The 23,068-nt window shown below is 62.4% G+C and carries 11 protein-coding genes; 5 read left to right on the forward strand and 6 right to left on the reverse strand.

Annotated features, from left to right (window positions below):
• Positions 1-114 precede the first annotated feature (114 nt).
• On the forward strand, positions 115-990 hold the full coding sequence (gene fdhD / locus E5K02_RS14745) for a formate dehydrogenase accessory sulfurtransferase FdhD (protein ID WP_167856412.1): 876 nt from the start codon (positions 115-117) through the stop codon (positions 988-990).
• Positions 991-1,043: 53 nt separating this feature from the next.
• Here the strand turns inward: fdhD and E5K02_RS14750 are convergent, their stop codons facing one another.
• The 4 genes from E5K02_RS14750 to E5K02_RS14765 form a co-directional block, all read right to left on the reverse strand.
• A complete protein-coding gene (locus tag E5K02_RS14750) occupies positions 1,044-3,476 on the reverse strand; it encodes a hypothetical protein (protein ID WP_135395777.1) in 2,433 nt (810 codons plus the stop codon).
• A gap of 37 nt (positions 3,477-3,513) precedes the next feature.
• Positions 3,514-4,653 (reverse strand): DUF4249 domain-containing protein, encoded by a 1,140-nt coding sequence (locus E5K02_RS14755; protein WP_135395779.1) that lies wholly within the window; start codon positions 4,651-4,653, stop codon positions 3,514-3,516.
• 11 nt (positions 4,654-4,664) lie between these two features.
• Entirely contained in the window at positions 4,665-7,421 is a 2,757-nt protein-coding gene (locus E5K02_RS14760; protein ID WP_135395781.1) for a TonB-dependent receptor, read from the reverse strand.
• A gap of 61 nt (positions 7,422-7,482) precedes the next feature.
• On the reverse strand, positions 7,483-8,247 hold the full coding sequence (locus tag E5K02_RS14765) for a hypothetical protein (protein ID WP_135395783.1): 765 nt from the start codon (positions 8,245-8,247) through the stop codon (positions 7,483-7,485).
• Between the two features lie 320 nt (positions 8,248-8,567).
• On the opposite strand from E5K02_RS14765, the gene E5K02_RS14770 reads away from it, so the two are divergent.
• The 4 genes from E5K02_RS14770 (at position 8,568) to E5K02_RS14785 (ending at position 15,222) form a co-directional block, all read left to right on the forward strand.
• Complete coding sequence (locus tag E5K02_RS14770; protein ID WP_135395785.1) at positions 8,568-8,891, forward strand: DUF7009 family protein; 324 nt, start codon at positions 8,568-8,570, stop codon at positions 8,889-8,891.
• A 45-nt stretch (positions 8,892-8,936) separates the two neighbouring features.
• On the forward strand, positions 8,937-11,495 hold the full coding sequence (locus tag E5K02_RS14775; protein ID WP_135395787.1) for an FdhF/YdeP family oxidoreductase: 2,559 nt from the start codon (positions 8,937-8,939) through the stop codon (positions 11,493-11,495).
• Positions 11,496-11,779: 284 nt separating this feature from the next.
• Positions 11,780-14,344, forward strand: a complete 2,565-nt coding sequence (locus tag E5K02_RS14780) for an FdhF/YdeP family oxidoreductase (protein WP_135395789.1) — start codon at positions 11,780-11,782, stop codon at positions 14,342-14,344.
• A gap of 284 nt (positions 14,345-14,628) precedes the next feature.
• Positions 14,629-15,222: a hypothetical protein gene (locus E5K02_RS14785; RefSeq protein ID WP_135395791.1), complete on the forward strand. Its 594-nt coding sequence runs from the start codon at positions 14,629-14,631 to the stop codon at positions 15,220-15,222.
• Positions 15,223-15,228: 6 nt separating this feature from the next.
• Here E5K02_RS14785 and tamL read toward each other — a convergent pair whose 3' ends face one another.
• Both tamL and E5K02_RS14795 read right to left on the reverse strand, forming a co-directional pair.
• Positions 15,229-17,553 (reverse strand): translocation and assembly module lipoprotein TamL, encoded by a 2,325-nt coding sequence (gene tamL, locus E5K02_RS14790; protein ID WP_135395793.1) that lies wholly within the window; start codon positions 17,551-17,553, stop codon positions 15,229-15,231.
• Positions 17,554-17,600: 47 nt separating this feature from the next.
• On the reverse strand, positions 17,601-22,745 hold the full coding sequence (locus E5K02_RS14795) for a translocation/assembly module TamB domain-containing protein (RefSeq protein WP_135395795.1): 5,145 nt from the start codon (positions 22,743-22,745) through the stop codon (positions 17,601-17,603).
• Positions 22,746-23,068 lie beyond the last annotated feature (323 nt).

Below are 23,068 nucleotides of genomic sequence, written 5' to 3' on the forward strand. Positions count from 1 at the left end.
GGTTTTCAAACTTACGTTCCCGGCGGAAAGTTATTCTGCGGCGGAGCAAAAATTGCGGCCAGCCCCGTTTCATTGCTCTACTTCAACATTCCGCCTTCCCAGCTAGCTTTTCCAATGCCGATACCGCCCGTTTTTCTGCCCCCGACCAGCTACGACTACCTCACGGTGCACAAGGTGACGGGCGCCGACCTGACCGAGGCTTCCGACGTTGTAGCCGCCGAGGAGCCCCTGGAAATCCGCGTGGGCTTTGGGCCGGCCGGGCAGCGGGAGCACCGCACCCTGGCCATTACCATGCGCACCCCGGGCCATGACATGGAACTGGCGGCCGGCTTTCTGCTGACCGAAGGCCTCATCCGGAGCCGGGCCGAACTCAACGGCATCCGCTACTGCCCCGACGTGGACAAAGAGGAAGAGCGCGAAAACGTGGTGCGGGCCGAGCTGGCCGAAGCGGTGGCCGTGTCGATGCCCCGCCTGGAGCGGCACTTCTACACCTCGTCGAGCTGCGGCGTGTGCGGCAAAACCAGCATTGAGGCTGTGCACGCCGCGGCCTGCCCCGTGCTCCCTACCGACGGGCCTTACGTAGCCCCCGACGTGATTCATGAGCTGCCGGCGCGGCAGCGGGCGGCCCAGGCCTTGTTTGAGCAAACCGGCGGCCTGCACGCGGCAGCCCTGTTTTCACCGGCCGGCGAACTGCTGCTGCTGCGCGAGGACGTCGGTCGGCACAACGCCCTGGACAAGGTAATCGGGGCGGCGCTGCTGCAGGAATGGCTGCCGCTGCACAACACGGTGCTGCTGGTCAGTGGCCGGGCCTCGTTTGAGTTGGTACAGAAGGCGGCGGTAGCCGGTATTCCGATACTAGCCGCCGTGGGGGCGCCTAGCTCCCTGGCCGTGCAGGCCGCCAAGGATTTCGGTATGACCCTCTGCGGCTTCGTGCGCCAGGGCCGCTACAACGTGTACGGCGGCGAGTGGCGCCTGCGGGCCCCGCAGTAGCGCCGGCGTAGGTTGTGGGCTAACCCTGATACCGGGCCCTTTTTTCCCTAAGATTACAAAGCCGGCTTTACCTCGAATGTCAGGCTGGCGCTGCCCGCCAGGCCGTTCTGGCTTAGGCCCTGCACCACCACCCGGTAACGGCCCACTTGGTCGGAAGTAAAGAACGTCAGCTCCGCCGTCTCACCGTTGGCAGCGGTCCTGACTTCAGGGTTCCAGTAGAGCAGGTTGCGGAAGTCGGGCAGGCGGCTTTGCTGCTGCTGGGGCGTGTCGTAGCGAGGGGCGTAGAAGTCGCGCTGGCCCTGCAGGCCCTCGTACTCCTGCAGCAACACGTTGGCATCCAGCGGAAACCCGGCCAGGTCGCCCTTGTAGGTGGTGTAGCTCACAATGCCGTTGTAGGTAAACGGGCCCACGAAATACCGCTTGGTCACGACGTCGAGCTTCTGCACTTTCAGCGGGTCGAAGGCCATGATTTTATTGGTATTGAATACGGGTACCCCGTCGAGCAGGACCAGCGGATTTTCCTGGGTAATGCGGGCATTGTCGTCGGGCACCAGGAAGTGGAAGCCGTCTTTACGGATGCGCACCAGCACCCCGGGCACGTATTCGCGCATCACTTCCTCCATCACCTTGAAGCGGGTGTAGGCATCGAGCAAATATTGCTCGTTGGGCTTGCCGTAGAAGGCCAAACTGTCGATGCGCGGCAGCTGGTAGCGCCCCGGGCGGCTGCCAAAATACTGCTGCTGCACCTGGGCCTGCACGTGGCGCCGGCGCAGACTGGCAGCCAGCCGCTCGGAAAGCTCGACTGCGGCCCCAGAACGGGCCGGGTACTGCTCCGAGAAAGGATTGAGAATGTCAACCCGGTAACTACTGTCGCGCGCCGGGTTGGTCTGGGCCACCAGCTGCCGGGTGCCGTACCAGTCGGCCGTTTCAAACTGGACGCTGCCATTGGCCTGGCTAACTGAGTTGTAGAGCTGGATAGCCCGGCTGGGCGCGGCCAGATACACCGAAATACCCGGCGTGGGCATGCCCGTCAGCCGGTTCACGACCCGGCCCCGCACCAAATGACCGTTCAACTCGGGCAAGTAGGTCGGCGGAACCAGGCGGGGAGCCAGCACGTCGGCCCAGCGGAAGCGGCTCCAGCCCTGGGTCAGCATCAGGTTGTCGGCCGCCGCGGCCGTTTCCGCCGTGGGGGCGCCGCAGTAATACGCTGGCTGCTCAACAGTTCCTTTCAGGTCGGAAGTCAGCCACAGGTAGCTGGTCACATCGGGGCCGCCCGCCGCCGACAGCGAATCAAGCTGGTACACGGCCACCGACAGGTTGGCGGGGGCGGGCCCCGCAGCCAGTTGCAGGGTTACTTTCCGGCGGGCAGCATACTGGCTTTTGTCGAGGTGGGCCGTGAGCGGCAAGGTGGTCGTTGGGGGCCGGAAATAGAGCCGCTCACACACCGGCTGCCGTTGGCTGTTGAACAGCGTAAAGTGGGTAATTCCCGCCGCCAGCGTGCTTTTATTTACGATGAACACGGCCTGGCCCTGACTAAGCGAAGTGCTGGCGGCCGTGGCAATCTGCTGCCGGGTGTGGCCCAGCAGGTACACGCTTTCATTGGCCAGGGCGGCCCCGCGGCTCTGCACCACGAGGCGCAACTGCTCGGCCCCGGCTTCTTCGAGGCGCAGCCCGTAGCCCTGCTCCCGCACGGCGGGCAGCGGGCAGGTTATGGTTTGCTGATTGGCCAGCCGGATAACCGCCTTGTAGACTGCCCCGGCGCTGACGGGAGTGAATGAAAAGCTGCCCAGCCCGAACCGCAAGGTCCTGAAACTGCCCACCGGCTGGCCGTTTTGGTCAACGATGGTGCCTTCGGCGGCCACGCTCCGGCCCCGGCTGTCGGTTATCTTGAAGCCTACCTTGCTGCTGAGGCCCTGCACAAGGTAGCCGCCTTCGGGGAAAAACTGTGGGTCGAACGTAAGGGCGGGCCGGGTAGCGGGCAGGCCCAGCGGCGCCTGGGTATTGATGATGGTAACCGGGGCGTGGAAGTAAAACTCGGGGTCGACGTTTTTCATCCAGCTGGTGTAGGCCCGCACCGTGTAGGCCCCCGCGGCCAGCGTGGCCGGCAGCACCACGGAGCCGCGCCCAGTGGCGTGGCGCAGGGCCACCTTGGTTTGCACCACCGGCCGCTGCTCGGCGTCAAGCACTTCTACGTAGGCTACCGTGCTGGCCGCCAGCGGCTGGTGGCTGCGGCCGTCCACGGCGTAGAGCTTAAACCACAGGGTTTCGCCGCTCACGTAGCCGGGCCGGTCCAGGTGCCCGAAGAGCTTTTCCGAGGGGCGCTGCTGGCTGTAGCGGGCCAGGCTACGGCTGATCTGGGGCAACGAATCGACTTGGCCAACAGCCGGAACGGTGCTGCTCACGAGTAGCACCCCAGGCAGCAACAGCTGCCGGAGGCGGGCTGGGCCGGTAAGCAGCAAGCGGGGAAAAGTCAGCGAAAAATTCACGGTAGCGTGTCAGAGGTGCGGTGGGAAAGGCAGCAGGCTACTGCCAGAAGTCGGGGCGGACGTTGGTACCACGGCGGCGGCAGTCGGTGCACTCGGTGGAGGCTGAGGAATAGCCCACAATGGTGTTAGACATGGGCGCGTACACGGTGTAGAGCGGCAGCACGGCGGGGCTGCTGAACACGGCCGGCACGCTGGGCAGCGGCACCGTATCGGGGGCGGCGCAGTTGTAGCCGGTTTCGTAGCGCTGGGTGAGGGGCAGCTCGGTGCTGGCAATAAAAATGCGCTTCTCCGTGACCGACCCGGCCCCGACGTAGCCGATGACGGGCTCACTGGCGTCGGTGAGGCACTGCACATTGCCCGTGAGCTGGGTGGGCACCGGGTCGAAGAGGCCGCCCACGCTTTCCGTGTTCGACTTGAGCTGCTCCCAGTAGGCGTACTCTTCCGGCGTCTGGGCGTACTGCCGCACCAGCACGCTGTACTTAAAGCGGAGCTTCACCGAGCTGGGCGGCAGTAGAATCAGCGGGTAGTTGGCCACCACATCCTGGTTGAGCCGGGCCGTGGAGTTGAGCTCGATGGTTATGGAGCCGGCCGTGCCCCAACACTGGAAGATATCCTCGGTGCGGGGCTCCATGCGCCCGTTCACGTACTGCAAGCCCGAGCGGTAGGCCGAATGAAACTCCCAGGTTTCGGTGTAGGTCCAGCGGTAGTAGCGCGTGACGTTGCTGGCGTCGTGGGTGCTGAGGTAGAGCTGCACACCCCGGTTTTCGACGGCCCAGGTAATCTTGTCGATGGGCGGGGCGGGTTTGGGCGTGACCAGGGCCGAGGCGTAGTCGCGGCCCGCCGCCGTGCGCAGCCGCACCTGGTACTTGCGCGCCGGGTTCAGGCTCAGCGCCGCCGAGGTGTAGGTGCCCGGGGTTTGCTCGGTCAGGGTGTAGGAAGTGCCGGCCTCGTCCCGAATGGTCACGGTGGCCTTGGCTTCCACGGCCGGCGCGGCCGTATTGGCCACGCCCTGGGTGCGCGACAACCGAATGGTAGTCGGGCCGCTGAGGTTGATAAAGCCGCTCACGACCAGGTAGCTCGGGGGCGAACTGATAACGTCGGGCTCGAACGGGTCGACGCAGCCAGGCAACGTCAGCCACAGCAGCAACCCGAGCAGATAAGCGTGTAAACGAGGCATACGACCGGACGCTAGAATTTGAAGTTGTAGGTAACCGTGGGAATGGGCTGCCCGAAAATGGAGAGCTGGTAGCCCTTAATCTGCCCGCCCTGCGACCGGAAATACACCGAGTACGGGTTGCGGCGGCCGGTCAGGTTGTAGATGGCCACCGTCCAGGAGCTGTGGGCCAGCTTCTTGGCCTGGTGCCCGCCTTCAATGTTCATGGCAAAATCGACGCGGTAGTAGTCGGGCACGCGGTAGGCGTTGCGGTCGGAGTAAAACACCCGGGCCACATCATCGACGTAGTAGCGGGCCAGGGGCAGGGTAATGGGGCGGCCGGTGCTGTAGTTGAAGTTGAGCGAGGTGCTGAAGCGGCGGCTGAACCGGTAGTTGCCGGCCAGGGTCACGTCGTGGGGCTTGTCGAAGTTGCTGGGGTAGTACTCGCCGCGGTTGATCTGCTCGGCGGCCGAGCCGGCGTTGGCCCGCACCCAGGAGCGGGAGTAGGTGTAGTTCAGCCAGCCGTTGATTTTGCCCGTCGCCTTCCGAATGGAAAACTCGACTCCGTAGGCCTTGCCCTGAGCATTGATCAGGTCGGTTTCCAGGTGGTGGTTAAGCAGCAGCTTGGCCCCGCTCTTATAGTCCACGAAGTCGCGCATGCGCTTGTAGTAGGCTTCCACCGAGGTTTCGATGGTGTTGTGGCGGAAGTTGCGGTAGTAGCCCAGGGCCACCTGGTCGCCCACCTGGGGCCGCACGTAGGCGTCGCTCAGCTTCCAGGTATCGGTGGGCGAGAGCGAAGTCGTGTTCGACAACTGGCTGATGTACTGGCGGGTGCGGTTGTAGCTGGCCTTCACCGAGGAGTTGTCCGACACGGCATATTTCACCGATGCCCGGTACTCGGGGCCGTGGTAGGTGGCCAGGCTGGTGCCCGCCCCGTAGCGCAGCGTGTCGGTAATGGTGCTGGGCGTGCGCGGGGCCCCGGCCAGGTACTGGTTCACCTCGCGCGGACCCAGGGCCTGGTAAAACGAGTAGCGCAGGCCCAGCACCACGGCCAGCCGCGGCGTCACCTCGATTTTGTCGGACACATACAGGGCGCTTTCCTGGGCCTGCTCCCGGGCCAGCTCGTCGGTAGCCACCAGCGACTCGCCGCCCCGGGGCACCAGCTTGCCCGGCTGCACGCGGTAGCGCAGGGTGCTGGCCCCGAAGTCGAGGGTGTGCTTGGCGTTGTGGAAGTAGCTGAAATCGGCCTGGGCACCCAGCTGCCGGATGCCGAACGTCAGCTCCGAGGAAGTCACGGCATTACCTTCACTGGCAATCTGGTACTCGTAGTTTGTGTAAGTCCCCGTGAGTACGCCGTAGAGCTTGTTGCCGAAGATGTGCTTCCACTTCAGGCTGCCGCTGCGGTTCTGGTAGGCGTAGGAGGTATCGGAGGCCAGCCGGAAGCGGTCCTGGCTGAGGTAGCCGGTGGCGTAGAGCGTGTTTTTGTCGTTGAGCTCGTGGCTGAGGTGGGCGCTTAGGTCGTAAAACCCGGCCGAGCTTTGGCGCAGCTCCTGGTTGGAGAGCAAGCGCAGCAGCCAGTCGGAGTACGAGGCCCGGGCCCCGATCAGAAAGGAGCTTTTATCCTTAATAATAGGCCCTTCCAGCGTCAGGCGGCTGGTCAGGGCCCCGATGCCGCCCGAGCCGCTGAGCTTCTTTTTGTTGCCGTCGCGCGTGGCAATGTCCAGCACCGACGACAGCCTTCCCCCAAACCGGGCCGGAATACCGCTTTTATACAGCTCCACGGTTTTGAGTACGTCGGGATTAAAAGCCGAGAAGAAGCCAAACAGGTGGGACGGATTATATACCGTCGCGTCGTTGAACAGAATCAGGTTCTGGTCGGTAGCCCCGCCCCGTACGCTCAGCCCGGTGCTGCCTTCGCCAATAGACTTCACGCCCGGCAACGTGAGCACCACCCGCAGAATGTCGGTTTCGCCGAAGGCCGTGGGCACCTGCCGAATACTCTTGATGTCGAGCTTTTCCAGGCCCATCTGCATACCGGCCACATTCTTGTCTTTCTCGGCTTCGATAACGACTTCCTTCAGATTCGTAATGTCCTCTTCCACCTCCACGTCCAGCTTGCCGTCGGCGTGCAGCTGCACCTGGCGGCGGGTGTTCTTGATGCCGATGCCCCGGATGTTGAGCGTGTAGCGGCCCGCGGGCAAGGTCAGGGCGTAGTAGCCAAACTGGTCGGTGGAAACCCCAACGGCCGGGGCCTCCACGTACACCGAAGCACCCGGCACCGGCTCCCCCGACTTGGCTTCGCGCACGTGGCCCGCCAGCGTGGCCTTGCCCGCAGTGGCAGCGCCGGGCCGGCCTATTTCGTAGAGCCGGGCCACGTTGGCAGCCCGCACCGGCGGGCTAGCCGCCGGCGTATTCTCAGCGGCCCGGGCCGCGGCCACGGCCCCGGGCCGGAAATAGTCGGTGGGCAACTCGGTGGGCACGGCCTGCCGGGGCGTGATAAAGACGTTGTGCTCTTCGTCGATGGCAAAGCGCAGCTCGGAAGCCGCCAGCGCCTGCTGGAGCACCAGGCTCAGGGGCTGGGCCTGGGCCTGGGCGGTTATTTGCACACCCACTACGGCTGCCGAGTCGAAAAAGAACCGGTAGGGAGTCTGGGCTTCGAGCTGGCGCACAAACTGCTCCAGGCTCAGGCCCTGAAAGCTGCCGCTGACGACGGGCTCCGGGGTTTGCCCGTAGCTGCCGAAGCCGAGAATGCTTAAACCTATAAGCAGCGTAAACCGGTAAATATAATTCATGCACTACACACTGATTGTCAAGAAGTAACTCTACTGGCTCCCGGCTACCCGCCAAGCAGCCCTACTGCGGTGCCGCGCCGCCGAGCGTGGCAGCATGGCGCACCAGCGCCGTTAGCGACTTTTCCCGTTGGGCCGCGCCGAACCTGAGCTTTTCGGCCCGGATGTATTTGCGAAGCGCCGCTTTCTGCTCGGGCAGGGCCGCCAGCACCGTACTGGCCTTACCGGCTTTGTGGTAACGGCCCTTGGCACGGAGAAAGAATTCATCTTTCTCGGTTATTTCCCCCTCCAGCACCCCCGCCGAGGCCCTCTCCTGCAAGTCTTTGCGGCGCAGGGCCAACAGCTGCACCGGCCCATCCACCAGCAGCTCGTAGAAGCCGGGGCGACCGGGCAGGCTCTGGGCCGAATCGGTGGACGAGAGATGAATAAACCGGTGACCGTCCAGGGTGAAGGCCCGAACCTTGTCCTTAATCAACAACATGGTCAGGGCACCTTGGGGGGCATTCAGTACCAGTTCGTCGAGCACTATATCGTAGCGCAGGGGCACGCCGTGGTACGTGGAACCCGCATACTCTACCGTAGCAGCCAGGGGCTGAACTGAGCCGAAAAACGGATGGCCCACAATGAAGCGCTTCACGTAATTGACGTACTCTGGCCCGTTGTAGAGGCGCGACTCGTAGCCCAGCGCCGCTGCGTAGTGCTGGCGCAGGCCGGCCATGGTCGTAGCGGCGGCCGGAGCAGCGGCGCTTAGGGCCTGAGCCCAGGCTCCAGCGCCGGGCAGCAGCAGGCCGAGGCAGATGCTCAGATAACGGGTACTTTTTCTTAGCATCTAGCTTACTTACGTTGTGATTCTTAGCATAATACCGGTGTAAGCTACGATTTACGGCAGCCTTTCAAAAGCAATAGCCGCTGAGCCGGCTACTACCGCAGTGCAATACCGGTCTTACCACCCACAAAGACCCGACCCCAGCCCCGGCAGCGGCACCCGCCCCAAGGCCCGCTACCCCGCCCTAAAAAAGCCCCTACAACCTCAACCGTGCGGTTTTTACCGTGGCGCTTGGCAAAATAAAGTGTCGGCAAATCCGATTTTTTGCCTTACCTCAGCGACCAAACCTGCGTACTTATTTCATCTGTTCTAAGCCACCGTTCATGAAACTTCGTCTCGAAGACAACTCCTTGCGCCTGCGCCTTTCCGAAGCCGAAGTGCAGCAATTTGCCGAAACCGGCCGCGTAGCCGTCAGCCTCTCGCTGGGCCCTACCAACTCGGACAGTCTCACTTACGCCCTGGAACGGGCCGAATCGGAGGAGTTCCGCATCACCCACGGCGCGGGGGCCATTACCGTGAAAGTCCCCGCCGCGCTGGCCCTCCACTGGACCGGCACCGACCAAAATGGTTTGGCGGCCACCCTGATGATGGCCAACGACCAACCCTTGAAAATCTTAGTCGAAAAAGACCTGGACTGCCGCCATTAGCGGACTAGGTCGCCCACCGCTTTACCGTTATTTCTATTCCGCCTCATGGACAAATCACCCGCGTACGACCCGAACCAGGCTGGCAAAACCGAGCAGCAGACGGCTAGTAATAACGTGCCCAAAAGCGGCGAGCGGCCCGACCAGGGCTCCGCCCCGACCAGTGACAACTGGAGCACCTCACCCGAACGCCAGACGCTGGACGACCGGGTGATGGAAGCCCCCGACACGCTCGGGGCCAAGCATAAATTCCCCATTCTGGCCCAGCCTCCCGAAGAATTTACGGGTCTGAAGCTGACTAAACCGGCTACAGTAGCGGCCGGCATCACGGCCGTGCTTAAGTCAGGGGCCTTTGCCATGGACTACGAAGGCCCGGTGCGCGGCACGCACGCGTTGCTCAAGATGAACCAGAAGGACGGCTTCGACTGCTCCTCCTGCGCCTGGCCCGACCCGGACGACCACCGCTCGGTGGCCGAGTTCTGCGAAAACGGCGCCAAGGCCACCACCTCCGACGCCCAGTCGGACCCGGTGGGGCCGGAGTTCTTTGCCAAGCACAGCTTGGTGGACCTCTCGCGCATGACGGACCGGGACCTCAACAACGCCGGCCGCCTGACCCACCCCATGGTGCTGCGGCCGGGCGCCACGCACTACACGCCCATTTCCTGGCCCGAGGCGTTTGCGCTGGTGGGCCAGGAGCTGAACGCGCTGAAGTCGCCGCACGAGGCCATTTTCTACACCTCGGGCAAGGTACCCAACGAGCCAGCCTACCTGTACCAGCTGTTTGTGCGGCAGTTTGGCACCAACAACCTGCCCGACTGCTCCAACATGTGCCACGAAAGCAGCGGGGCCGCCCTGAGCAACACCACCGGCCTGGGTAAAGGCTCGGTGACGCTCAACGACATCTACGAGGCCGAGGTCATCCTTATTATCGGCCAAAACCCGGGCACCAACCACCCGCGCATGCTCACGGCCTTGCAGAAAGCCAAGAAGAACGGGGCCAAAATTATCAGCATTAACCCTTTGCTGGAAGCCGGCCTGCTGCACTTCAAGAACCCCCAGGACTTCATGAACCCCCTGAAGGCCCTGGGCGTGCTGCTCGGCGACGGGACGCCCATCACCGATATCTATTTGCAAGTCCGCATCAACTCCGACCAGCTCGTGCTGCGCGGGCTGATGAAGTGCCTGCTCGAAGCCGAAGCCCTGAACCCCGGCCAGGTGCTCGACCAGGGCTTTATCCAGGAATACACCACCGGCTACCCCGAGCTGGTGGAAACGCTGAACAACACCAGTTGGGCCGACATCGAGGAAGCCAGCGGCATTACCCGGGCCCAGATTCAGGAAGCGGCCAACCTGGTGGCCCGCCACAAAAAGATTATCACCTGCTGGGCCATGGGCCTCACCCAACAGAAAAACGGCGTCTACACGATTCAGGAAATCGTGAATATGCACTTTATGAAGGGGGCCGTGGGCATTCCGGGTGCGGGGCTGTGCCCGGTGCGGGGCCACTCCAACGTGCAGGGCGACCGGACCATGGGCATCTGGGAGCGGCCCACCGACACCTTCCTCGACTCCTTGGCCCAGGAATTCAACTTCGAGCCGCCCCGGGAGTACGGTTTCGACGTGGTGGAAGCCGTGAAGGCCCTGCACGACGGCCGCGTGAAGGTGTTTATGGCCATGGGCGGCAACATGCTCTCGGCCTGCTCCGACACCGAATTTGTGGCCGAAGGCATGCGCAAGCTCCGCCTTTCGGTGCACGTGACGCCCAAGCTCAACCGCAGCCACCTCGTCAATGGCGAAATGGCCCTGCTGCTGCCCTGCAAAACCCGCATTGATATTGATATGCAAAAGTCCGGGCAGCAGTTTATGACCTGCGAAAACTCGATGGGCGTGGTCAGCATGAGCAAGGGCGTACTGACGCCCATTTCCGACCAGATGCTGAGCGAAGTAGCCATTGTCTGCGGCATTGCCCTGGCCACCCTGGGCGAGAAAAGCACCGTCGACTGGGTGGGCTGCACCGAAAACTACGACCTGATCCGGGAGTACGTGGCCCGCACCATTCCCGGCTTCGAGGACTTCAACCAGAAGGTGCGCCACCCCGGCGGGTTCTACCTGCCCAACGGCCCGCGGGAGCGAAACTTCACGACTGAGAACGGCAAGGCCAACTTCAGCTGCACGCCCCTGGAAAAGCACGTGCTCGAACCCGGCCAGCTGGTCTTGATGACCATTCGCAGCCACGACCAGTTCAACACCACCGTGTACGACTACAACGACCGGTACCGCGGGGTTCACAACGAGCGGCGCGTCATCTTCCTCAACGCCGAGGACATGGCCGAGCGGGGCATCCGGGAGAAAGGGTTGGTCAACATTACCAGCCACTTCGAAGGGCAGCAGCGCCACGCCGAGAAGTTCATTGCCATTCCCTACGACATTCCGAAGGGCAACTGCGCCGTGTATTTTCCGGAAGGCAACGTGCTGGTACCCATTGGCTCGGTGGCTTACAAGAGCAACACGCCCACGTCCAAGTTTGTGATTGTGACCGTAGCGCCGGTAGAGCTACCCATCGGCACCCAGCTTCCGGCGGGGCAGCAAATAGCCGTACCGGCATAACGGCGGCGTAAAGCGTTAGAGGAAGCCCGGTCGCGGAAGCGGCCGGGCTTTTTTGCGGGGCTGGCTCAGCGGGCCACAATGCCCACAAGTGCTAGCAAGTCAATGAGGTTTCGACAACCTCAGCCGGGGCTTCTGCGTCTGGTAGAGTGTCTATTGTTCAGCCCGAAGCCTGGGAAACACCTTGGAAACAGGTCTTCTGGTGGAGTTGAGCAGTAGCCGGGCAGACCAGGGCAGAAAAATGGCCGGTTTGCGTATCCTTTTTCTAGTTTACCTGTTCTGCTACCATGGAAAAGTCACCCGCCGAAGACCCCAGCCAAGCTGGCAAAACCGAACAGCAAGGCGCCCAGGCCAACGCCCCCAAAAGCGGGGAACGACCCGACCAAGGCGCTGCCCCTGCCCCCGACCACTACCGCCCCGACCCCCAGCACGAACGAGACGAAAGCGTGATACCAGCCCCCGACGTTGCCAACGCCAAGTACAAGCAGCCCATTCTGGCCCAGCCGCCCGACGCCCTCACCGGCCTGCGCTTGGAAGCTCAGGCCAAAGTAGCCGCCGGCGTTACGGCGGTTATCAAGTCGATGCAGTTTAGCTGGAGTGAAGGCGGCGTGAGCCGGGGCACCCGGGGGTTGATGAGCATGAACCAGAAGGACGGCTTCGACTGCTCCTCCTGCGCCTGGCCCGACCCCGACCATCACCGCTCGGTGGCCGAGTTCTGCGAAAACGGCGCCAAGGCCACTGCCTCCGACGCCGACGACAAAGCCGCCGGCCCCGAGTTCTTCGCCCGCTACAGCCTGGCCGAACTCTCGCGCATGACCGACCGGGACCAGAACAATGCCGGCCGCCTGACGCACCCGCTGGTGAAGCGCCCCGGCGACAACCACTACTCCCCCATCGAGTGGCCCGCGGCCTTCCAGCTTATTGCCGACCACCTCAACGCCCTGACTTCGCCCCACGAGGCGGTGTTTTATACCTCGGGCAAAGTCCCCAACGAGCCGGCGTTTCTGTTTCAGCTGTTTGCCAAGCTGCTCGGCACCAATAACCTGCCCGACTGCTCCAACATGTGCCACGAAAGCAGCGGGGCCGCCCTGAGCCCCACGCTGGGGCTGGGCAAAGGCTCGGTGACGCTCAACGACATTCACGAGGCGGAGGTCATTCTGATTATCGGCCAAAACCCGGGCACCAACCACCCGCGCATGCTCACGGCCTTGCAAAAAGCCAAGCGCAATGGCGCTCAGATCATCAGCATCAACCCGCTGTTGGAAGCTGGCCTCAACCACTTCAAGAACCCCCAGGACTTCATGAACCCGCTACGGGCGTTGGGCGCACTGATGGGCGACGGCACCCCGATTACGGACCTCTTCCTGCAAGTGCGCGTCGATGGCGACATGGGCGTGCTGCGCGGCATCATGAAGCATCTGTTCGAGGCCGAGGACCTGAACCCCGGCCAAGTCGTCGACCGGCCCTTTATCGACCAGTACACCACGGGTTTCGAGTCGTTCGAGCAGAACATCCGCAATACCAGCTGGGAAGATATTGAGGAAGTCAGTGGCATTTCCCGGGCGCAGCTGCTGGAAGCGGCCAACATGCTGGCTACCAAAAAGAAGATCATCACCTGCTGGGCCATGGGCGTCACGCAGCAGCGCCAGGGCGTGCAAACCATCCAGGAAATCGTAAATCTGCACCTGATGAAGGGCGCCATTGGCAAGGCGGGTGCGGGCACCTGCCCGGTGCGGGGTCACTCCAACGTGCAGGGCGACCGGACCATGGGCATCTGGGAGCAGCCCACCAAGGAGTTTCAGGATTCGCTGGGCAAGGAGTTCAACTTCCAGCCGCCCTACGAGCATGGCTACGACACGGTGGAGGCCATCAAGGCCATGTACAAAGGCAAAACCAAGGTATTCTTTAGCCTGGGCGGCAACCTGCTGGCCGCCGGCCCCGACACTGAAATCATTGCCGAAGGCATGCGCAAGCAGAAGCTGACCGTGTTTGTGGGTACCAAGCTCAACCGCGGCCACCTCACGACCGGCGAAACCAGCCTGCTGCTGCCCTGCTTCACCCACCTCGACATCGACATGCAAAAGTCGGGGCAGCAGATGACTTCCTGCGAAAACTCCATGGGCGTCGTCAGCCAGAATAAGGGCGTGCTCGTGCCGCTCGAAGGCCAGATGATGAGCGAAGTAGCTATCCTTTGCGGGGTAGCCATTGCCACGCTAGGCACCAAGATTAACATTGCTGACTGGGTGGCCATGACGGAAAATTACGACGTCATCCGCGACCATATTGCCCGCGTCATTCCGGGCTTTGACAACTTTAATGAGAAGCTGCGGCGACCCGGCGGCTTCTATCTGCCCAACGGCCCCCGGGAACGGAAATTCACGACCAAGAACGGCAAAGCCAACTTCACGACCACCGACTTTGAAAAGCACCAACTGGAACCCGACCAGCTGGTGCTGATGACCGTGCGCAGCCACGACCAGTTCAACACCACGATTTACGAGTACAACGACCGGTACCGGGGCGTCCACGGCGAGCGGCGCGTGCTGTTTATGAACGCGCAGGACATGGCCGCCCGCGGCATCGAGGCCAAAGGGCTGATTGACATTACCAGTCACTTTAAGGGTGAAAAGCGCACGGTGGAGAAGTTCCTTGCCGTACCCTACGACATCCCGAAAGGCAACGTGGCGGCCTACTTCCCCGAAGCCAACCCGCTAGTACCGGTCGGCTCGGTGGCTAAAGTGAGCAATACGCCTACGTCGAAGTATGTGGTGGTGACAGTAGTGCCCACGCTGGCCGTGAACAGCAGCCGCGAATACCTGGAAGCCCGGGTAGCAGCTACCGAGGCCGTGTAAGCACCCTCGAGAACCCCAGCGCCCTGGCGAGGCCGGCGCCAGCTGTCCTCGCCAGGGAATAAACATCCTTCTGCCGGAAAGCCCCTTACTGCTGCGTGTAGTAAGGGGCTTTTCGCTTCAGAGCACCTGACGCCTTACCTAGCAGATGAAGCCACATCGTTTGAGGCGCGGAATGCCCTGCGGCCTCGCCGGAACAAAAGGCTTGGTACCGCTACACTTTTCACCCGCTTACACGGTAAAACTCTCGTTCCTTTCGTAATCTTGTTTGCTACACGCCCGCTGCTATGTCTGCCGATTCTGAAATCTCCATCTTTACCCACCACTTCGGCCGCCCCAACCCCGCCGTCCCCCCCGGCGACTTCTTTGCCGATAAGTTCGACAAGAGCCTGTGGCGCATGATGTACGACGAGGTAGGCGCGGGGTGGTACCGGAATGGGTTTCTTTATCTTTTCGGCACAGATCTGCCCCAGCTTACGGTCTGCCTCGATGCTTGGACGGATCTTTTGGAACCCGGCGTGGAGCGCGTGGTCATTGGCCGCAACGCCTACGGGGCGTTGTTAGTCGCCGAGCGGACCACCGAGGAAGGCACCGACGCCCCCATCGGCTTGCTCGACCCCTGGCAGGGCACCTATACCAAGCAAGAGGGCCTGGACTTTGCCAGTCTGCTCAGCGAAGGGCTGCCGGAAAACCGCCTGCCCGGCTTTCTGGACGACGCGGTTTACTCCGCGTTCAGCGCAGCCGGCAACCAGCTGGCCGAGACGGAAATTCTGGGTATTCAAACGCCAACCGGCCGGGGCGGCAGCCTGGAGCCAGGCAACTTCCGCCCGGAAGAGGTACTCGCCTTTCACCGGCGTATTGCCGCACTCCGGGCTCAGTAGCAGCGGCTAGAAAGGATAGCCAATGGCAATGTTATAGGTTGGGGTGGAGCCGCCCTTATCCCCGTTGGGGGTGCGCACGGGCATGGCCACGTCGAAGCGGATGACAAAGAACTGCACGTCGATGCGGATGCCGGCCCCGGCGCCCACGGCCAGCTCTTTCAGGAAGCTACTAGCCTCAAACTTGCCCCCGGGGCGGGTGGGGTCATCGTTTATCAACCAGATATTGCCCGCGTCTACGAACAGGGCCCCTTTCACGTACGGAAACAGATCCTGGCGGTATTCAGCATTGGCCTCTATGCGCATGTCGCCCACCTGGTCGTAGAAAGAAGAATTGCTTTTCTCGGTGGTAGTCGGCGTATAGGTGCCGGGCCCGATGCCCCGGGCCCGGAAAGCCCGTACGCTGTTGGGCCCCCCGATGCCGTACTGCTTCAGGTAGGGCATCACGTTGGAGTTCAGGTACGGAATGCCCGTGCCGATCAGCAGGCGGGTGGCTATTTTGTTGCCGCTGGTGGGGTTGGCGCTGGTGCGGAAGTAGTTGCGGAATTCCAGGTCGACCTTGGTGTACTGCGAAAACTCCTGCCCGATCAGCGTGTAGGCGGCCCGCTGGTCGGTGGGGTTCACGGTCTTGGTCTGCCCGGTCAGGTTGCTGACCAAGTACGCCAGGTTGCCCGACACTTCCAGCCCCCCGCTGAAGTACACTTGGTTGCGGCGCTGCTCCAGAGCTTGCTGGTTGTAGGTGTAGCGGTAGCTGCTACCCAGAATAAACTGCTGACGGAAGCTATTGGCCAAAAAGGGACTGGCTTCCAGCAGCTTGCTAAACTGCCGGGTGGAGTCGGCCAGGCGGATGTACTGCAGGTCGATGGGGCGCAGTTCCTGCTCGTTGGTGAGCTTGGTTTTCCAGGTGTAGCCGTAATTCAGGTTGAACACATCTTCCTGGAAGGCCTGCACCCGCTGCACGTAGCGGTAGCCGGCCCCGAAGGTGGTGCGGGGCTGGAAGTCGGAGTTGACCAGGCGGATATTAAACGGCGGGGTAATCAGGCGGGGCACCAGCAGCTGGGCATCGATGCCCAGCTCGTAGGAGGTGATGCCGATGGTGTTGGTTTCGGCCTGGGTCTGGTTTTCGAAGGTGCCCGTGAGGTTTACCAGCAGCTGCTCGGCCCCGCGCAGAGCCGAGCGGTTGCGGTACTGCACCTGGAAGCCCGGTCCGGTAAAGCCGTTGGACTTGCTGACCAGCAATACCTCGGCTCGCAACGACTGCTTGGGCACCTGGGTCATGCGCACAAACGAGTTCAGGAAGCCGTAGCCGGCCGAGTCGGCCTTGGCGCGGGCGGGCCGGAAGCGCATGTCCACAAACTTGAATGTGCCCAGGCTCATCAGACGGCTCAGGGTCTGGTCGGAGCGGCGGCGGCGGTACAGGCTGTCGGGATACAGGAATACGGCGTTGGTAATGGCTTTGGCCTTGAACACCTTCTCGTCGGGCACGTAGCGGTAGCCCTGGTAGCGAATGGGCTTGTCCGTGATGGTGGTATCCGACAGGTTGTAGCTGGTGTTCAGGGTGATGTTGTTCAGAATGTAGGGCTTGGCGGCCCGGGGCGGCGTGGTGGCCTTCACCTTTAGGTACACGTTTACCTGATTGTCGAGGGTGCTGTCGACCTGGAACAACAGGTAATCGGGGGTGAAGAAGTAGTAACCCTGGTTTTTGAGCACCCCGTCGATACGGGCCCGCTCGTTGATGAAGGTTTGCAGGTTGTAGTTGTCGCCGACCTTCAGCAGGGAGGCCGCCTGCGTGGCCCGGATGGCGCGGTCAATCAGGGTGTCGCGCTCGGGGAAGTGAATTTCCTTGATGGTGTAGGGCTTGCCCACCGTGGCCGTATAGTCGACCGAGGCGGTGCGGTCCTTCACCTGCACTTTGCTGCTTACACTGGGCTTGAAGTAGCCGTTGTTGTTCAGGCGGTTTACCATCAGGCCTTTCACCCGGTTGGTATCAACTTCGCTCAGCAGCACGGGCCGCTCGCCGTATTTATTGGCCAGCCACTTGCCCAGGCCCTTGGTTTTGCCTTCGCCGAGGTGCCAGAAGTACAGCTTGGGCCGTAGCCCCAGAATGGAGGCATTGGGCTTGGGGGTAATGGTACCTTCGAGCTCGGTTTGCAGGGCGGCCTCATTCGGCACGGCCACTTCCGACTTGATCTTAACAGTGCTGCCGGTATAGAGCTTGGCGCCTTCGGGAATGTATTTCGTGCCCGAGCAGCCACTGGCCAGGAGCCCGGCCACCAGGCCCAGCACCCGCAACGACGGAACAGAAACAGCGGAAAGACGGCGAATTACGGACACGGAACAGAACTAGATGAAAACAAAAACTCTCTTAAAAAACGGCTAGGCTAGCGGCTGGACGTGGTAGGCGGCGTGGCCCGCACCGAGTCGCGGCGGGTGAGGGCGGCGGGCGTCTGAGTCGAGTCGGGGGCGGCTTTCCGCTCCCGGCGCTGCTGCCGACGCTCCTGCTTCACATCCTCCTTCACCACGTCGTCGATGCCCTTGAAGAGGTCGGCCAGGTCGCGGTAGTCGCGCTGGAAGATGAGCGAGGCCCCGGTGCGCACAAACTGCCCGTCGATGTCGCCGTAGGCGTTGTTGCGGAAGGCCCGCAGACGGATCCGGCCGTTGGCCAGCACGTTGTATTCCACGCTCACGTCGCCGGCAAAGCTGCTCACCCCGGCCTGGCTTTGCCCGCCGGAAGCTTGGTTGCCCCCGCCCAGCGGCACATCCGTTCCGAGGCGCACGGTGAGGCGGTTATTGAGCAGCTGCCGGCGTACGGCCACGTTCAGGTCGGTACGGGTTTTCTCGGCGCCCGAAGAATAGTCGGCGTAGGAATTCACGCCCAGCTCCACGCCCAGGTTCGACAGGTAGCTGCCGGTCAGGTTGTTGAGCTGCTGGGTAAGCACCTGGCTGGCCGAGCCCCGCAGCTGATTGGCGACCAAGCTGCCGCTGCTGGAGCGGAAGGGGTCCTGGGACATAAAGCGGTTCAAGACCAGCAACGAGAATACCTGCTTGTTGAGTTCGGTCGTCTCGCTGGGCTGGCGCAACTGGGCCAGGCGGGCCTCGATGGGGCCGCGCAATTCACTGCGGGCACCTTCCGGCAACTTGATGTCGAAGCCGATGACGGGCTTGAGCAGCTCCCCGGTCACGTTGAGAAACACTTGGAAGGGCAGCTGGTTGCGGCCCACGGCGTTGAGCGTTTCGTCGGCCAGGCCCTGGGCGGCCAGCAGCTCGGCCGGCGGGGCCTTCACGTTGTAAATAGCCGACACGTTGAGCTGGGCGTTGTAGGGGTCCCCGGTCCAGGAAATGGTGCTGCCCTTGGCAATGTCGAATTCGCGGGAAGCCAAATCGTAGAGTGACATGGCGTATTTGCCCTCGGTCACGTCGAGGCGGCCGTTGAGGGTGATGGTGCCGCTGGGGTCAATGGCCGTACGCAGGGTGCCGGCGGCCCGCACCTGCAGGTTGTCGCCCGAGGCTTGGTCGATGATGATGGTAAAGGGTGTGTTGTCGTTCACCGTTACGGTGGCCGTAATGTCGTAGCCGGCGGCAGTTTTCACCGAGTCGAGGGCGACCTGCCGGGCCAGCATGGTATCCACGGGCGCGCTCAGGTCTACGAACTGCACAATGCCTTCCGTCGACACCAACCCCGCTTCGTCGTTGGGTACGGCCACTTTCAGGTCCGAGCCCTCGGCCACCACGGCCCGGGTGCGCACCACGGGCAGGGTTATGTTGCCGCTGATGCGCGTATCCGAGTCCACCACCAGCTTGCCGTAGAACAGCGGGTTGTCGCGCTGGGAGCTTTGAATGGCCAGGAACTTGTCAGTCGTCACGTTCAGGTTGAAACGGTAGTCATCCACGTAGTTGCGGGTAAACACCGTACCCGAGGCCACGGCCTTGTTGCCCACCGAGTCGAGCACCGTAAAGTTGTCGAAGGTCAGGCCCTGCTCACTGAAGTTGACGGTCTGGCTCGGCAGCCGGTAAGGGGCGCCCAGCTGGCTCACGGTAAAGCCCGCGTCGGGTGTGGTCGTAATGGCGCCGCGAATCAGGGGCTGGGCAAGGGTACCGCGCACGTCGAGGTTGCCGGTAATGCCGCCCGTGGATTCGCGCAGCTGTCCGGCCGAAAAAGCCTCGGCCGTTTTAATATCGAGCCGGTTCACCGTTACGGCAAACTGAATGGGGTCGGGCGGGGTGGCCAGGTAGTAGCCCACGGCCCGCACGTCGGTGCCCGCCGCGTTGGTCAGGCGGGCATCCACATTGTAGCGGTTGGCGGTGGGGTTGGTGGCTTTCAGCGTCACGTCGCCTACCAATGCCTTGTTGTAGGCAAAATTGGTCAGGGCCAGATCCGCCGTAAACGCCTGCCGGGGCTGGCCGATGCTGAAGGCCACGGCCTGCCCGTTGATGGTACCGGCTACCATAGAGTCGGGCATGCCGCCGGCCTTGGCCAGGCCGTTGAGGTCAAAGTTGGTAATGGTAGCCTGCAGCGGATACTGGGCGCCGGGCAGGGTTTGCAGGGCCAGCACCTGGTTGCCCTGGCTAAGGCGCACGTTGCGGGCGAAGATGGCGCCGGTAGCCGTGGTGTAGCGCACCTCATTATCGGGCGCCACGTCCCATTTCTGGTTGTCGAGCACCAGGTTAGGCCCGAAGCTAAAGGCGTACGCGTCACCCTGGTTGAAGACCTGCAACACCCCGGCCACGTTCAGGCGCTCCACGCTGTCCGACTCGGCGATGCGCAGGTTGGTCCCAATCTTATTGTTGGCGATGCTGCCGGTCAGGCTGGGGTTAGGCAACCGCAACGACGTATCCTGACTGGCCTGCCGCAGCCGCAGCGCGTAGTCCAGCTTCTGCGGGTCCGACGCCACGTTGAGCCGCAGCGAGTCGAGGCGGTAAGTATCGTACACAATCAGCGGAATCCGGCTGTTTATCGTCAGGTTGGCGGCCCGGCTGTCGTAGCTGCCAGTCAGCTTAAAGGGCGAAATCTGCTTGAGGCCGGGCACCAGCTGGGTGGCAATCTTGGGGTTCTTCAGGTTGGCGTCGAATGTGAACTGCCGGTAGACACTGGAGGCCGCGTAGCGCACCCCGGGCAAATCAAAGTACCGGTCGATGTGGCGCTGCAGCTCCAAAGCCAAGTCGCCCAGGCGGGTGTTGCCGCGCAGGGTAGCATCCAGCACGTTGGAAGCAAAGTAAACTTCGGTTCGGCCCGGCCGTTGCAAAATCCGGCCGCTGAGCGAGTCGAGGGCAAAGGGCTGATTGTCTTTCACGATGACCACGCGCCGGCCCGAGAACGTGCCGTTGAGCGAGTTGAGGTCCGAGCCGCTGATATTGGCCGCCAAGTCGCCCTGAATGCGCAGGTCGCCGCCGGTGTAGAAGCCCAGGGCCGTGAGGTTGGCCCCGCGCAGGTTGAGCCGGTCCACGGTGTAGGTCGGGTTGTTGGCGTCGCGCAGGTTCACGGTAGCCAAGAGGTCCAAGTTCAGGTTGGGGTCCTGGCTGCTGCGGGCGTCTACTTTGTAAATCTGCCGGTCGATGTCCACGTTGGCCGTAATGCCGCGGTAGTTGTAGCCGTTGTATTGGGCACTCTGCACGTTGGCCACCAGCTTGCCGCGCATCTGGGCCGGGTCGAGGCCCCGGGCATTGAGGCGGCCACTGGCGGTAATTTTGCCAATGGTGGGGTCGCGCAGAAACTTCCCTACGTCGAGGCCCTGGGTGGTGAAGGTAGCATTGATGGGCTCGGCGCCTTTGGGGCCTTCGCCCATGTCCACCTTGGCCGTGGCGTTGCCGAAGGAGGTCGTGGCCCGGAGGTTGGCGTCGAAAATCTGGGCGGTGGGCCGGCCCTTAAACGTGCCGGCCACCGTCATGCGGCCCGGCAGGCGGTACTCGGCCGGAATCGTGCCCTTGGGCAGCAGGCTCTTGATATCGGCGTCGGAAGTCGTGAATTGGGCAATGTTCAGGTCGGTGTAGAGGCGGCGGTCGGTTTCGGGCAGGCCCACGATTCGGCCGCTGGCCCGCACCACCGTGTTGCGGAAGCCCACAAACTCCAGGTTCTGTATCCGCATGTCGCCCACGCGCCCACTCACGCGCCCACTCACCAGCACCGACTGGTTGGCACCCGTGTTGAACGGGGCGGTGCCGGCCAGGTCAGGAGCCAGGTAGAGGATGTCGCGGAAGCCCAGGCGTACGTTGCGCAGGTCGCCCTCGATGCCCAGGTTGGGCAGCTGCCGGGTGTCGGCCAGGGCGTCGAGGCTCTTGTAGCGCATGGCCAGGGTCTGGCGGATGCGGGTATGGGGCGTTTGCAGGTCCAGGTTGTCCAGGCGGGTCTGCACCGAGTCGAACACCACGTCGGCCGTGGCGCTGTTTACCTGGAAGCCGCTCTGCTCCTTGCCCGCCAGGTTCACGATACGGCCGGTGGTGCTGTTCTCGGAGTAAAACAGATTCTCCGTGTTCAACACCAGGTCCGTGAACTTGAGGTGGTTATAGTCCATGCCGGGCACGCGGGTGCGCTGCTTGGGCTGGTTGAAGTTGTCGAAGGCCACGTCCACCCCGCTGATATCCGACTTCTTCAGCGTCACGACCCAGCTGGTGGCCGAGCCCGTGGCTTTTTCCACCGACTCGTTCAGGTCGCGCACGGCTTCGGCGGGGTTCACCACCCGCTGCTCCACCGGCACATTCTCATTCTGAGCGTAGGCAAAGGACGTATTGCGCAGCCGCAGCGTGTTCAGATCCACGCGGCTGCGAATCAAATCGATGTTTTCCGCCGTGGCCTCAGCCTCGCCGATGCGGGTGCTGATAAACTGGGCGGCCACGTTGTTGCGGTAGGTCAGGCTCACGTTGTTCAGGGCCGCAGTGTTCAGCCCAAACGTCGTAGTCAGCGGCTCGGAGGGCGTGTCCGGCGGCACCTTGCTTTGCACAATGCCGATGCTGGTATTTTTCAGCGCGGCCGTGTTGATGCGGTAGATGGACTTATCCACGTCCACTTCGTTCATCGTCACGGCCAAATCCCCCACCTTGGTGCGGATGTCGTTGCCGTCGACCTGGTCCTGGTAGGTCAGGAAGATGTTGGACAAATGCAGGTCGCCGATGTTGTAGGTAAAGCCCCCGGTCGAGTCGGCCGGGGCGGTAGTTGTCGTGTCGCCAGTGGCAAAGGCGGCCACGATAAAGTCGTAGTTCGATACGCTGTCGGGCTCGGTACGCTTGATGTGCAGCGTGCCGTCGTTGAGCTCCAAGGACTTGACGTTGATCTGCGACTTGGTCAGGGCCCACAAGTCCAGGTTCACCCCGAGGTGGCCCACGGCCAGCAGCGTATCGCGCTGCTGGTCTTCCAGATACACGTTGTCGAGTGAAATGGCATTGCGAAAGTCGGTACGAAACTTACCGATACGTACTTCCGTGCCCAGCTTATCACGCAGGTAGCCTTCGGCCTTGCGGGCCACAAAGTCCTGGGTAGCCGGAAATTGCAAAGCCACCACGGCCACTAGTACCAGCAGCAGCACAAAAGCCACGAGTCCCAATAGAGTATACAGGGCGCGGCGGGCGTAAGTAGGTAGAGAGTTAATGGCGCAAACAGAATAAAGGTCCGCCCGTCCCAACGCAAAAAGTGGGGTTGGGGTTGGCTTAGTCCACGCTTAATCCTGCTAGCCGGATGGCCGGCGAAGAACAAATACATAGGCTTTTGCGCATGAATAATTTTTTCTGCTTTCCACCCACCGAACCAATGGCCTTCGTCTTCTGATAACCTTCTGCTAATCCACTGTTTAACTCAATAACATCTCCTTGTCAGCCCCGCAATTAATTACGCAACTAATCAATTCCTTCCGACCAGGTA

Origin of the sequence: Hymenobacter metallicola (assembly GCF_004745645.1) — a bacterium.
Lineage (GTDB): Bacteria > Bacteroidota > Bacteroidia > Cytophagales > Hymenobacteraceae > Hymenobacter > Hymenobacter metallicola.

What these genes read in the sequence shown, in the direction of transcription:
- fdhD (WP_167856412.1), top strand. Translation starts at nt 115, where the DNA reads ATGCCGATACCGCCCGTTTTTCTGCCCCCGACCAGCTACGACTACCTC.
- E5K02_RS14755 (WP_135395779.1), bottom strand. Translation starts at nt 4,653, where the DNA reads ATGCCTCGTTTACACGCTTATCTGCTCGGGTTGCTGCTGTGGCTGACG.
- E5K02_RS14760 (WP_135395781.1), bottom strand. Translation starts at nt 7,421, where the DNA reads ATGAATTATATTTACCGGTTTACGCTGCTTATAGGTTTAAGCATTCTC.
- E5K02_RS14765 (WP_135395783.1), bottom strand. Translation starts at nt 8,247, where the DNA reads ATGCTAAGAAAAAGTACCCGTTATCTGAGCATCTGCCTCGGCCTGCTG.
- E5K02_RS14770 (WP_135395785.1), top strand. Translation starts at nt 8,568, where the DNA reads ATGAAACTTCGTCTCGAAGACAACTCCTTGCGCCTGCGCCTTTCCGAA.
- E5K02_RS14775 (WP_135395787.1), top strand. Translation starts at nt 8,937, where the DNA reads ATGGACAAATCACCCGCGTACGACCCGAACCAGGCTGGCAAAACCGAG.
- E5K02_RS14780 (WP_135395789.1), top strand. Translation starts at nt 11,780, where the DNA reads ATGGAAAAGTCACCCGCCGAAGACCCCAGCCAAGCTGGCAAAACCGAA.
- E5K02_RS14785 (WP_135395791.1), top strand. Translation starts at nt 14,629, where the DNA reads ATGTCTGCCGATTCTGAAATCTCCATCTTTACCCACCACTTCGGCCGC.